Here is a 13,240-nt window from a genome sequence, read left to right as displayed (position 1 = left end):
AACACGGAGAACCGGTCGAAAAAGCTCTCCGTACATGATTTTTCGGTCACTTTTCGTCCAATGACGCTGTAGGTGCCTGGAAAATTGCAACTTGCCGCGGCTGCACGACAAGTTGATCGGAGCATCCCTAAGGGAGCGACGGAACCCGCTCACATAAAACTTTGAATCAACACCACTGTTTTTGAAAACTCACCGGCTTGTGCGCCGTTGTCCGTCAGCGTTGAGGCAATGGTCAGGCTCGAAGTGCCCGCTGGCAGCTTTATCATGTCACCTGCTTTCACGCCGTTTACCGTCAACGTTGTACTGACGCCCAGCCCTACAGCAACTGGATTGCCTTCAGACACGAGATAGCGCACATTCGCTGATTGCGTACACGTCACCTGTCGTGTCGCCTGGGCTGTAGAGCCGGTGATTTCTCCAACTTTCAACACGCCGTGATTCAGATCCACGCTGGCGCCCAGAACATCGCACTGATTGGGCTGTATGGGTGGCGTGGCACAAGAATCTGTCCCGGGCATCATGAAATAGGCGGCGCCATAGGTGCCCCAAGCGGCGCAAATTTGCGTCGTCCATCCCGTCGCGGTTGAGTAGGCATAGGCGTGAGTTCGGGTGACACTCGTTCCATGCTTGTCGACCCACGCTTTAATTGCCTCTTCCCAGGTCATGCCTGTGTTTACCGTCACATTGGTGTCGGTAATCTGCCCGCCGCAGTTGTAATACGAGGTGCAGCCCATCACCGTCATTGTTCGCTGACTGTTGTAGAGCCTGCTGGCAGAAATTGGCCCGAACTGACACGTCGTGGCATTCAGGCATATAACGTTTCCCGGATACGGGTTGCCTGCTGTCGGATAGGCACTCGCGGTACCGGATGCTACCGAGACAAGGGTTTCGGCGCCTGGCAGGCCACGAGCGTCAGCGTTGACCTTGCTGACAAGGTTCCACGCGCCGATTGAAGGCGCATTCAGGCCTAACAAAAACGCTAAAAAAATGTTCAGTTTCATCTGGTTGAACACGCTCTGTTTGTCGTGCGCCAAAGATCCAGACAGTGCTTCTTTTAAAGCAGTGAAGACCACTCGATCTTATTAATAAGCTAAACAACTGCTTAGGCTTCTGTATTTAAAATGTCTGAATACAATAGCTCGTCGGTGCCGAACCATTGCCACGCAGCGCACTGTTTAGACTATAGAAGCACACGATACTCGCGCCAACCATTACGGTAAGTATTTTTACTCACCCCTGCACTACACTTTCAACCCGCTGCATAAACTTCCGATAAATCTGTCTGAAACTTCATACATAAGCAGTGAGCAAGGCATAAACGTTGCTGACGTCAGTAAACAGATCAACCCGCTTTCAAATAAAGAGTGTGCGACAACCCCGCCATGACAGCTTTACAAAAAACTTTGAATCAAGACGACCGTTTTGGAAAACGCACCGGGGATAGCCCCTTTATCCGTCAGTGTTGAAGCAATCCGCAGTGAAGATGATCCCCCGGGCAGCGTAATGGACTGCCCCGCCGCAACCCCGTTGACGGTAATTAAACTGCTGATGCCATTCCCCAAATCAACCGGATTACCGAGCGAAACCGTGTATTTAATCGAGGTGCGCCGCGTGCAGCTAACTTGTCGGGCAACTTCTACGTTTTTACCTGTAATTTCGCCCGTATTTAAAAGCCCATGATTCAAATCCACGGCACCACCGCTGACCGTGCACTGATTAGGGAGTGAGGGGATACCGCCACAACTCATTGAGCCGGACGTGACATTTATATACGCCGTTGAATAATTGCCCCACAGCGTGCAGAGCGACTTTGAAAACGTGTAGTAGGCGTAAGCATTTGGTCGAGACACTGTCGAACCAAAACGCTTGCTCCACGCACTGATTGCCTCGTCCCAAGGTATGCCATTTTTTACGATGACACCGGTGTCAGCATTGTTATAACAAGCCGGCCCACCCCCCGAGACAGGTTCACAGCCTAAAGGAAAGTAAGAACCCGGCAAACTGAGGATCATTGGCCCAAACCTGCACTGCGAATAACCTGAGCCACAGTTCACATTGCCCACATATTGATTGGGCACGCCATTATCAAAGACGCTGGCGGAGCCTGAAATGCTGATGAAATCCCATGCAATAGGATGCGGATCGGAATTGGCTTTGCTCACCAAGTTCCAGGCATTCGAGAACGGTGTTATGCCCAGCAAGCACACAGCCCCCAAGCACCGGATCGTGACGTTATTTATCTTCATTTGAACCAACAGCATGCGTGATTAGAAAGTTAAGGGTAAACCAGCATAAAGGTTGAAACAGCGCTGTAGCGCCCTGCCCGGATCGTGTGGTTGGCTATCGCTTTGGGCTCGCCGCGCACATACGCCTGAAAGCTCATGACGTTATCGCCATCGGCCAACACAAACGGATCGCTGGTCACATTTAACGGCAACAACTGGCCTGCAGCGCTTTCAAGCCCGATTGCAATGCCGCGCGCGCGGCTGCCTGTTGCAAGCGCCAGCAGGCCGGGTAATTCAGTGTTTTCAACCCCGCTAAAAAGGGCAGTGACGGTGTTGGCAATGCTGGTATCACAGCCGACAAGGTGAATGTAAAACGGCACGCTTTGGGTACGGGTATTGATGTAGAGGTATTGGCTGGACTGGTCATCGAACAACAGTTCAATCGCCTCGTCTCCGGGCCGAATCGAACACGCTTGTGCCACCAGATTGCCAACGAAGTTCAGGTTATCCGCCGCGGGCGTTTTATCGGCCATCATCATAGACAGCCCCCACACCCATGCAGCAGCAACCCGCCGCCAACCGCTGGCCGGGCGTACAAACACCATGCTCCTTCCCCTCACTGGTATTCAGCCAGCAACGTGGCCGCTGCGCTGAAACCGCCTGCGCTCAATGTCGTGCCGGGGCGTTTGACCGGCACGGCTTCCAGTGCGGGCGGTGAAGCAGGATTGATGACCATGGGCGTGTTGAGTGTAAAGGGCTGGCCATTTTGCAGAAGTTGCACACCAAGGTCTGTCACGCTGGTTTGCACCGCTGAGGGTTCAAATGAGGTGGCGGTCCCTTTGACGGTCAAAATCATTTCCCAGGGCAGTGTGCTGCCCGCACAGGTGATGGTGTAGTTCACCGGTTGCCGATAATTGATGCCATCGACTTTATTGACGCCTACATCCTTGAAGTCGATGGTCAGGGTGTTCCCGTTATTGATGGTGCACAGCGGAGGCTCAACCAAGGTGCCGGTGAAGGCGAGGTTGGCTGAGGCACCGGCGTTAAACCCGGCGGCGCAGACCACCAAGAGTGAAAGTTGTTTGCAGATTCTCATCACACATTCCTTCTCATTGCTGCGCGACCACCAAGGTTGCCACCGCAGAAAACGCCCCGCCCTTAAGCGTGCTGTTGGTCTTTTTGACAGGCACTGCTTCCATCACGGGCAGGGTCGGGTAGGTAAATTTCACACTTGTATTGAGCGGCCAGGACGCGCCATTGATGTACAGCCTGATCGCCAGATCCGGGTTGTTGGACGCCAAGGACTGCGCATCAAATGCGGCGCCTGAACCGGTGAGTGTCAGCGTCATGGCATTTGAAGGGCTGCCCGTACAGGTCACGGTGTACGGCACCGCGCGGCGATACTCGATGCCGTCGATCCGGGTGGTGAGCAAGTTGTCGCCAAACGGCACGGTCAACGTGCTACCGCCGTTGATCACACAGGACGGCGGGGCCACGATGGTGCCTCGAATGGTCACATTGACGTCCGCCCTCACCGCTTGCCCACAGGTCAATAAAAGTGCGCTGCACATTAACAATGCACAGGCGGATGCGGCGTTAGGCATCAGGGGTCGATTAGTCATAGTTGAGCCTGAAATCGGCCACAGCCTTGAAGGCGCCATTGGTCAAGGGGGCGGAGGTTCGAGTGGGTTGTACATGCCAGGTCACGACATCGCTGCCATGGGTCAGGAACAACGGCGCGCCCCAAGCGCCCAAGCGCACGTCGCGGCCGCGTTCATCGGTCAGGCGTAACCCCATGCCCGTGACGCCGTTTACCTGCACGAGTGTTGGATTGTCCGGGTCGGCGGGCGCGACAAATGCCACGGACAGCACCGGCTCATAGGGGCTCCAGACCAATGTGGAGGTGCGGGCATCGGGCAGCCCCCCGGCAATGCGGCGACACTCCATAAAACGCAGCTGAAACGCAACGGGCGGCGCCATGTCTCCAGGGCGTTGCAGGTAGCTGCGCGGGACGTTTCCCAAATCCACGGTTTGATAGGCCGATGACATTTCCAAAATGCAGGGGGCATGGTGCAAAGACCCCCGAATGTCCAACATGCCGTCGAAGGTCATCGCGGGTTCTTCATCAACGGCCTGAACCTGTGCGCTCAGCGCCAGGCTCACCCAGGCCATGATTGAACAAGGTCTCATGAGGGGCTCCTGTCGCTGCGGTTATTCATTGCCCGGCGACGCTTTGAGGTCGACCGCGCAATTATTGCCATTACAGGAAAACGCCAGTGTGGGGCGACCGCCATAGTCATTGATGTAGGTCAGATAGGGGGTCGCGCCAAGCGCAGTCGCACTTGGCCCCAGCGTCAATGAACCCTTGGGCGGCACCATGATCGGTTCAAAGTTTTCCGCGGTTTTACCCTCTTTACTGCTGCGCGCATCCACCAGGGTGACGTAGTAAGGCGTCGGGTTATTGACCTGATACTGGTTGCCTTGGCGAGTCAGGGTCAGTTTTTCCTGCCAGGGGTTGGCCAGTTCTTGCTGGCTCGGAATGATGGCCGCGGGGCGATAAAACAGTTTGATGCGCGTCTGTAACGCTATTTGCAACGTATTGGCTTTATCGCTGCGCGGTGGAATCTCTCGCAGGTTGAAGTAGTAAACCGTTTCCCGGTCCTGAGCGAGCAACTTGGCCCCCGGCAACGCCTGCACTTTGACCTGACTGTGCTTGCCCGGCTCCAGACGCTGCACAGGCGGCAGTACTGTCAGGGGCGACGTGATCTTGTTGCCCTGTTCATCTTCGATCCAACCCTGCGCCAGATAGGGCAGCTCGGTGTTGTTATTGGCAATGTTCATGCTCACCGCATCTTTGGCCCCGTCAAAAATCACCCGGGTTCGGTCAAGACCAATGGCAGCCTGCGCCGGGAGCGTCAAACACCCGGTCAGAACGGCCAGAGCCAGCGGCATATAGCTTGTTGGGTTACTCATGAGTTTTTCTTCTCCATGTCGTCAGGGGTGCCCACGGTAGGGGGAGGCGCAACAGCGTTCTTGGCGGTGCCGGTCTGGCAGAGCAACTTCAGTTCAGAACTCAGGCTGTCCGTTGGAAGAGATGCCGGAAGCGTGAGCGTGCATTGCTCGTCCGCTCCCCAACTGACGATCATCTGATCGCCCGGCTGAATGCCGCTCAGGTAGACGCTGCCGCCGTCATTCACAATACCGGTGTCTTGTTGGCGGGCGTTCTTCACCGTGGCGCCGAAAGGCGGCGCCTTGCCATCGGGCATGCGCAGTACGGCCATGGCTTTCTCGCCGGCGATTACATCCAGCGAGCGGTAGCCGATCGCCCCTTCGGTCAGGGTGAGTTGGGTCACGGACTGCGTGGCTTCGACATTCTTGGGCAGGTTTTCCAGGTCAACGCTGGCACCGGTTCGGTAGTAACTGCTGATGTCCGCTATCACGGCTTTACCGTAGGCATTGGTGCGCGTCGGGCTGCCGTAACCGCGAACCGGTACGCCTGGCACGCCTTGGGTGTCCACCATCAAGCGTGTGCCGCCCATGCTGCTGCTACGATGCAGCGCTCCACCGTTGGCAGTGACTGTCGCTCCGCCCCGTGCGGAAAGGCTGAAGCTGGTGTAGTTATCTTCCTCAAGACCGACGGTGAGATCGACATCGGAAAGATCACCCGTATGGCTCAAATACCCACCGACCGACGTGTTACTGGCCGAGAGCTGATAGTGGGTGCGGTCATTCAGGCGATCACTGAAGCGCGCCGAATAACTGTTTTTGTTTTGTGACCGGTTGGCACTTGTGGACAGCGACCCCGTGCGCCCCAACGGCAGGCTGAGTGAGAGGTAAACCCCGTCACTGCTGGGCTGATCGCGCTCCTGGGTACGAAACATGTTCAGCGAGAAACTGACATTTTTGATCGCGCCCACATTGAAATAGCGCGCCAGTGACAGGTTCCAGCGTTTCTGGTCAGGGCGGTCCCAATAGGACTGATTGCTGTAGTTGAGAAATACCGATACGCCCGCGTCCCGGAACTGCTTGTTGAACGTCGCGGTGTACAGCGACTTGCTGCCACCGACCGGACCACCGTAATGACGCGCGTCCAGGTATTCGCTCATGCTCATGTAGTTCTTTTCGGAAAAGCGGTAGCCGGCAAACGTGATCTGGCTGTCGTATTCGGCAAAGCTTTTGGAGTAACTCAGGCGATAGGACGCACCCGACAGCGTTTCATCCTGCAATTGGGTGCTAGCACGGGTGGCATCCAGCGACACGGCCCCAAACGCCAATAAATCACGGCCGAGCCCCAGTGAAAGAGCCCGGTAGCTGTTGTCGCCCAGTGCACCGCCGTACAGTGACCAACCGTTACTGATCCCCCATGAAAACTCCCCTGTGCCAAAGAAGTCGCCTTCGTTGCCGCCGTGCAGCGCAGACGGCCGCCCGCTGGCCAACTTGTAGCGCACGGTGCCGGGACGCGTCAGGTAGGGAATGCTGGCCGAGTCCACCTTGAAGGTGTGCACCGACCCGTCCTGCTCCTCGACGCGTACATCGAGTGAGCCCGTGACGGCATCGTTCAAGTCCTGAATGCGAAACGGCCCGGCCGCTACCAGCGTTTCATACAGCACGCGGCCTTGCTGGCTGATGATGACTTTGGCGTTGGTTTTAGCCACACCGACCACTTCCGGGGCGTATCCCCGCAAATTGGGAGGTAGTTGGCTGTCATCAGAGGTCAGGGCCACGCCGGTAAAACGGAAACTGTCGAACACATCCGAATAGAGGTAGTTTTCACCCACCGTCAGGCGCGCCTGGAGTGCAGGCAATGCCCGGTAGGCATAAAAGCGGCTCCATTCCAGATTCTGAGTGCGCCGGGTGCTGTCGTTATCGACCCTTCCCTGCCAGTCGGCACGTAGCCGCCATGGGCCCGCATTGGCTCCCACGGTGCCGTTACCGCTCAAGCCCATGCGCGACTCGCTGTCGTCCTGATGAATGGATTGCGCGGTGAGGTTGTAATCCACCAACAGGCCGGGCACGCCTTCATCCCAACGCGAGGGCGGGTCCCAGTTTTGGTGGGTGTATTGCAAATACGCCTGGGGCAAAGAGACATGCAAGGTTGAGGTGCTCAGGTCGCCACTGACTTCCAGGCCGGGCAAGCTGCTGAGGTCCAGGCACTTGGCCGTTTTCCACCACGTGAGTTGGGCCAGTTTTTCTTCTTTGAGGCCAAACTGATCCAGCAACTCGGGCGTCAGGCATGCTGCGCTGCCTTTGAGGTCATCGTCGGGCGGTAAAAACTCCACGCGTTGCTCGGGCAGGTGTTGCGCGTTCACTTGCACAGTCATCGGGTACACACCCGGCAAGATGAAGCCACTGCGGGAAAACTGGGACAAGTCGATATTGGTGCGATCGTTCAAGTCCAGAATATCGGTATTGAATTGAATCTCCGCAGCCAACGCTGCGCTTGTTATCGACATCAGGCCGCCCACAAAACCCGGGCGCAACAATGCCTTGACTGCTGAAGGACTCAGCAGGGCATACAACCCATTCATTCAGTAATACTCCAGCCTGAAACGCACCGCCGCGCTGTGGCTACCCACAGACATGGGTTGGTCATTGCCGACCAAGCGAAGGGTGTAATGAAGCACCTGATCTTTGGTGGCAGAGAATGGAACCAGCGGCATCGGCACGCCTGGCAAACTTTCGCGGCCCTGCGCATCGATGATGTGCAGCGCACCCCCTTGCGAGGTCCCTGTCGCCGCAAACGAACGCCCTTCTCGATCGGGCTCGCCTTCAAAAGTCACCCTGACATGCTGCCAGTCGGGCAGCCGCTCACCGATGTGATCGGGGTCGTAGCGGGTCAGCGAGCAGCCCACCAAGCGCAAGGTAAACGGATGCGGATCGCCTTCACCTTCACGAATAAGTCGCCCTACAGGTGCCGGGTCCATTTCTATAACTTGAAAGGCACTGCCGGTATCCAGGGTGCAGGCCGTATCAATGATTTCTCCACCCAACCTGACAATACCGCTGCCTTGTCCTGCGGCGAGCACCGTATTAACAGACAGCGTTAAAAGAACAAGTGACGTTGCAAGAGCTGCCGGTGAAAGTGCTTTCACGTTGTTGATCCCATTAACTTAGCCCTGCCACCTTGCGGTGGCAGGGCAAGTACTTATTGGTAAGCCAATGAGAAGTTAGTAACGGCTGTGAACTTGCCAGGTTTGACAGCATCCGTTGCGGTGCTGCCTTGCAAGTAAGCGCCGAAGGACAATTGGTTGTCTCCATCCTGCAGGGCTTGTGGCTTGGTCGCTGTACCGAGCACGATTTGCGTACCGGTACCGTCGCGCATCATGATGCCTGCGCCACTGGCTGTACCGACAATCCCCAGCGCGCCAGGAACCGCAGCTGACTCGGCACCGGTAAAGGTGGTGCTCACGGTTTTAAGGGTGCTGGTGTCACAGCCTACAAGCTTGATGTAGAAGGGTTCTGGATCAGCGTAACCGCCATCTGCCAACTGCGATCTGGCGACCTGACCCAGGCCGACGGTCTGATCAACGCTTTCTGGCTTGATAGAGCACGCCGCTTCAATGATCGCCCCCTCGAACGTGACAGTGCCCGACCCCGCGCCTGCTGCTTGTGCAATGGAGGCCGAGCCCGCCAGCAAGACCATAGAAGCCAAAGCAGATTTAAGTACGTACTTCATTCGTGTATTCCCATTTAATTAATAAAAGAACCGAAACAGCTCTTATTGAAAGGCCGGCCTTTTACCCGTAGTCTCCTTACTTATTAATACCGGGCAAAAATATAACGCACTTCAGATTAAACAACCGTGAAGTTGCTCACCCAGACCTGCGAGTTTTACCGCACTTCTAAAACAAAGGAAAAACACAAGAACTCCGTTTCTTTATATTCCCAAGTTAAAACCCCCGTCGGTGAAAACTGATATGAAGTTACCGCACCGTACTTAAATCTGACGTAGGAATTCTCTGAACAATTTCAAATAGGTAGAGGAAGCAGCAGACAGCAGGAAACGCACAATGCAAAAAGGCCGCGATCATCGAATGATCGCGGCCTTTTGGAGGGAGCCTAGTTAAACGGCGAGCTTATAAGGTCACTTTGCGAGCGGTATTTTGGGGGCCCACTGCAGCCATTCCTCTTCAAATTTGTCGAAGAGCGGGAAAGTCTGTTGCGGGCGGGCCTGGCTGCCCATTTTGTCATCGTCCGGCGTGGCAAACGCGATACCACCCTGTACGAGGGTTTCGAGCGATTCCGTACGAATCGTTGCCCCTTTGAACAGCCCGAAGTCGACACCGAACCCACTGCTGTTCCAGAACCGGCTGCCGCTGCGCACCAACGGTGCATAACGGGGCTCAATCAGGATATGAACCAGCACGCGGTCTGCCGTGTTGCCCAGCTCATAGCCCGTGACTTTGCCCACGGTGACTTCCCGGTAGGTGACGGGCACGCCTTCTTTGAGGGAGCCTCGACGTGCGGCACTCAACACCAGGCGCAACCCGGCTTCAGGCACGGTGGCGTCAGGCGCCTGATCGAGGGCGACGAAATGACTTTGCGGGCCACGGTCTTTCGGCGCGGGTTGCACCTCAAGGTATTGGCCTGTCACCAGGGTTTCGAGGTTGGCGGTTTTCATGAGGCCCAACTCGGGTTTGACCACCCAGAATTGGGTCCCCACCCGTGCAATGCGCTCGGGCACTTCAGTAATGCGGGCCTGAAGCAGGACTGACTGCAAGTCATCACTCAGGTCGACACTTTCAATTTTACCCACGGTGAGGCCTTTGAAACGAATGGGCGAGCCGCTGCTCAAGCCGTCTGCCCGCGCGACTTTGATGGTGACCGGCACACCTTGCTCCATGGCCGCGTCGCGATCTTTGAACAGGCGGAAACGCGGGATACGTTTCTGCAGGGGGGCCGCGGCTTTAGGGGTTTCGAAGGCAATGCCACCTGCCATCAAGCTTTGCAGGGACTCACTTTTAACCTGAATGCCGCCGGTAAAGCCCCCTGTCAAGGTGACCCCGCTGGCGTTCCAAAAACGGGTGGAGCCGTTGACCAGGCCTTCATATTCCTTCTCGATGTGCACGCCAATGATCAGCTGCTTTTTCGTGCGCGAGAACTGGTAGCTTTGCACCGAACCGACTTTGACTTGCTTGTAGAGGATCGGGCTGCCTACATCGAGTGAGCCGAGGTTATCGGTGAACAGCACCATGTGCAGGCCCGGTGAGCGCAGGTCCAGGGGCGGCGCTTTGGGACGTGCAACAAACTCACGCTCCGGCTTGCTGCCTTTGTCGCCCGGCCGAATCGCGATGTAGTTACCTTTGACTAAGGCTTCAAGCCCGGTGATACCGGCCAGCGAAATCGAAGGTTTGACGACCCAGAACTGAGTGCCTTCGACCAAATAGTCTTCGGCCAGCGGATCCAGGGCCAGTTCTGCGCTTGCGCTAGTGAGATCTGGGTCGACCTTCAGGCCTTTCAGGCTGCCCACCTGGATACCTTTGTACATAACGGGCGTGCGGCCAGCTTGCAGGCCTTCAAAGTCACTGAGTTTAACTTTGACCTTGATACCGGCCTGAGCGGCGTCGAAGTCTTCATACAAACGGAACGACAGGTTGGGATCCGTTGGCGGGCTGTCCTGGCGGTTTTCAGGGGTGGCGAAGGCAATCCCGCCGGCGACGATGCTGGCCAGCGATTCGCTGCGCAGCTTCAGCCCGGACAAGTTGGCGTCAATGCTGATGCCACTGGCGTTCCAAAAACGCGTGTGTTTGCGCACCAGATTGGCGTAGGTCGGTTCAATGTAAACCTTGACCTCCACGGTGCTCTGGTCTTCAGACAGCACGTAGCTTTTGACCTGGCCGACCTGAATCTGCTTGTAGAACACTGGGCTGCCACGGTTCAGCGACCCGAGTCGTTCGGCTTTAAGGGTCAAGTGCAGACCCGGCTTGGCATCCGACAGAGGCGGTTCTTGCGACAGGGCCTTGAACTTGCGTGTGGGCTCGCCATCGGCGGGGCTGACAGCGATGTAGTTACCCGATACCAGGGTTTCAAGGCCCGTAATACCAGCCAATGTGACGCTGGGTTTGACCAGCCAGAAACGGGTATTGGTTCTCAGGTAACGCTCAACATCCTTGTCCATCTCAACGGTGGCAATCACCCCTTTGCTAGGACCATCCTCATCGAGCGCCAAGGTTTTTACCTTACCCACAGGCATGCCTTTGTAGACCACTTCGGTCTTATTGGCGACGATCCCTTCCCCGCTTTCGAATCGCACCTGGATGTTGATGCCGGTTTCACTGTAGGCACGCCATCCCAACCAGCCGCCGATAACCAGCGCGATCAGGGGAAGAATCCAGATGGCCGACCAGTTAGAAGCCGGGCGGGTTTTTGCGATAGGTAAATCACTCATGGTCGTCGTCCGACTCCGTGTTATCCCAAATCAGTCGGGGATCAAAAGTAACAGCAGCAAGCATTGTTAATATCACCACACTGGCAAAGGCCACAGCGCCGAGATTGGCCTCGACGCTGGCTATTCGCCCAAAGTTGACCACCGCCACCAGGATGGCGATGACGAAAATATCCAGCATCGACCAACGGCCAATGAATTCGATAAACCGGTACATGATGATGCGTTGGCGGGCCGATAAAGGCTGGCGGCGCTGCACCGAGAACAGCAGCAAGGCAATGCCCACCAGTTTGAACGTTGGCACCAGAATACTGGCGATAAAGACCACAGCGGCAATCGGGATCATGCCGTGCTGCACCAACTCTATGACGCCGGACATGATGGTGCTCGGAGATCCCTGACCGAGCGAACTGACGGTCATGATGGGCAGCAGGTTGGCAGGGATGTACAGAATGGCGGACGTCAGCAGTAGCGCCCAGGTGCGCATCAGGCTGTCTGGGCGACGTGCATGCACCCATGCCCCGCAACGGGTACAGGTTTGCTCGTCAGCTTGCGCGTCTTGCCGATTCAACTCGTGGCACTCGGCGCATATCAAAATGCCCGCATCAATCGCACGCATGAGTGTCCTCCCCTGAAAGGGCCTGCCAGATCTGATGAGGTGACATGACAACCTCCAACCAGACCTGTACCAGCAAAAGACTCACAAAGCACGTCAAGCCAAGGCCCAGGCTTAACTCTGCCATGTCAGCCAACTTCACAATGGCCACCAACACGCCCATCAGGTACACCTCGAGCATGCCCCAGTCTTTCAAGTGGTGATAAATCCTGTAGATCAGCAATCCGTAGGAGCGACCGATATTCAAGCGAATGCTGAGTAAGACTGCCAGTTGGCACAGCAGCTTGAGCAACGGAATCCCCATGCTGCATAAGAACACAACCACGGCGATGCCTTGCATGCCTGTGTCGAACAGGCCGACCACACCGCTCCAGACAGTGTCTTGAGTCGCTTGGCCCAACAGATTGAGTTGCATGATGGGCAAAAAGTTCGCGGGGACGTACAACAGCAATGCGGCGATAACGAGTGCAAGGCTGCGTTCTACGACGTTATGGCGATGGGCGTAGAGCTCATAACCACAGCGCGGGCATTGAGCTTTTTCACCGAGGGCGAGATGCGGCTTACGCATCAACAGATCGCACTCATGGCAGGCCACTAACTCGTCCAGCGGTAAATCTGACACCCTGCGGGCGTCAACCGGATCTGGCATATAAGGAGTCTCTGGCTTGAAAATGAATGCGCCTATTCTAGTGTGCGAACTACGAAATGACGCTGCCTATTTGTAGGACTTTAGGTGGAGGGGGACGAAACTAGCCGGGAAGCCGGGAAGCGTGCAGGATTGGGGATGAGGGAGTCCAGCAGAGATAACCTGAAGGCTCTTTTTCAGGCACAAAAACAAAATCCCCATCTGCGTGAGCAGACAGGGATTTCGGAATTTAATCTTGACGATGACCTACTCTCACATGGGGAAACCCCACACTACCATCGGCGATGCATCGTTTCACTGCTGAGTTCGGGATGGGATCAGGTGGTTCCAATGCTCTATGGTCGTCAAGAAATTCGGTAGCCGGTGCG

Annotated in this window: 13 protein-coding genes and 1 rRNA gene; all 14 read right to left on the bottom strand. The window is 56.1% G+C overall.

What is annotated here, in order from left to right; all coding sequences use genetic code 11:
• Positions 1-149: 149 nt before the first annotated feature.
• The 14 genes from HBN61_RS21655 to rrf all read right to left on the bottom strand — a co-directional run bounded on the left by HBN61_RS21655 (position 150) and on the right by rrf (position 13,221).
• Positions 150-1,073, bottom strand: coding sequence for an MrpH family fimbial adhesin (locus HBN61_RS21655; protein ID WP_083333225.1), 924 nt, complete (start codon positions 1,071-1,073; stop codon positions 150-152).
• Positions 1,074-1,391: 318 nt separating this feature from the next.
• Positions 1,392-2,162, bottom strand: coding sequence for an MrpH family fimbial adhesin (locus HBN61_RS21650; RefSeq protein ID WP_139047490.1), 771 nt, complete (start codon positions 2,160-2,162; stop codon positions 1,392-1,394).
• A 113-nt stretch (positions 2,163-2,275) separates the two neighbouring features.
• Positions 2,276-2,830 (bottom strand): fimbrial protein, encoded by a 555-nt coding sequence (locus tag HBN61_RS21645; RefSeq protein ID WP_170047878.1) that lies wholly within the window; start codon positions 2,828-2,830, stop codon positions 2,276-2,278.
• 11 nt (positions 2,831-2,841) lie between these two features.
• The gene (locus HBN61_RS21640; protein ID WP_047273288.1) at positions 2,842-3,321 is read right to left on the bottom strand and encodes a fimbrial protein; all 480 of its coding nucleotides are present in this window, start codon (positions 3,319-3,321) and stop codon (positions 2,842-2,844) included.
• A 13-nt stretch (positions 3,322-3,334) separates the two neighbouring features.
• Positions 3,335-3,847: a fimbrial protein gene (locus HBN61_RS21635; RefSeq protein WP_371057809.1), complete on the bottom strand. Its 513-nt coding sequence runs from the start codon at positions 3,845-3,847 to the stop codon at positions 3,335-3,337.
• Positions 3,840-4,415: a fimbrial protein gene (locus tag HBN61_RS21630; protein ID WP_047273286.1), complete on the bottom strand. Its 576-nt coding sequence runs from the start codon at positions 4,413-4,415 to the stop codon at positions 3,840-3,842. Before HBN61_RS21630 ends, HBN61_RS21635 begins: the two co-directional genes overlap by 8 nt.
• A 21-nt stretch (positions 4,416-4,436) precedes the next feature.
• The gene (locus tag HBN61_RS21625) at positions 4,437-5,177 is read right to left on the bottom strand and encodes a fimbria/pilus periplasmic chaperone (protein WP_230683818.1); all 741 of its coding nucleotides are present in this window, start codon (positions 5,175-5,177) and stop codon (positions 4,437-4,439) included.
• Between the two features lie 17 nt (positions 5,178-5,194).
• Positions 5,195-7,753 (bottom strand): outer membrane usher protein, encoded by a 2,559-nt coding sequence (locus HBN61_RS21620; protein WP_169836699.1) that lies wholly within the window; start codon positions 7,751-7,753, stop codon positions 5,195-5,197.
• Positions 7,754-8,317 carry a fimbrial protein gene (locus HBN61_RS21615; RefSeq protein ID WP_170047877.1) on the bottom strand — a complete coding sequence of 188 codons (564 nt, stop codon included), beginning with the start codon at positions 8,315-8,317 and terminating at the stop codon, positions 7,754-7,756.
• Between the two features lie 53 nt (positions 8,318-8,370).
• Positions 8,371-8,901: a fimbrial protein gene (locus tag HBN61_RS21610; RefSeq protein ID WP_170047876.1), complete on the bottom strand. Its 531-nt coding sequence runs from the start codon at positions 8,899-8,901 to the stop codon at positions 8,371-8,373.
• A 408-nt stretch (positions 8,902-9,309) separates the two neighbouring features.
• A complete protein-coding gene (locus tag HBN61_RS21605) occupies positions 9,310-11,613 on the bottom strand; it encodes a PqiB family protein (RefSeq protein ID WP_170047875.1) in 2,304 nt (767 codons plus the stop codon).
• Positions 11,606-12,229 (bottom strand): paraquat-inducible protein A, encoded by a 624-nt coding sequence (locus HBN61_RS21600; RefSeq protein ID WP_047273282.1) that lies wholly within the window; start codon positions 12,227-12,229, stop codon positions 11,606-11,608. Before HBN61_RS21600 ends, HBN61_RS21605 begins: the two co-directional genes overlap by 8 nt.
• On the bottom strand, positions 12,216-12,875 hold the full coding sequence (locus HBN61_RS21595; protein ID WP_047273281.1) for a paraquat-inducible protein A: 660 nt from the start codon (positions 12,873-12,875) through the stop codon (positions 12,216-12,218). Before HBN61_RS21595 ends, HBN61_RS21600 begins: the two co-directional genes overlap by 14 nt.
• 230 nt (positions 12,876-13,105) lie before the next feature.
• Positions 13,106-13,221, bottom strand: a 5S ribosomal RNA gene (rrf, locus tag HBN61_RS21590).
• Between the last annotated feature and the right edge of the window lie 19 nt (positions 13,222-13,240).

Origin of the sequence: Pseudomonas sp. WS 5071 (assembly GCF_012985765.1) — a bacterium.
GTDB lineage: Bacteria > Pseudomonadota > Gammaproteobacteria > Pseudomonadales > Pseudomonadaceae > Aquipseudomonas > Aquipseudomonas lundensis_A.
This window is presented reverse-complemented; position numbering and strand designations above follow the sequence as displayed.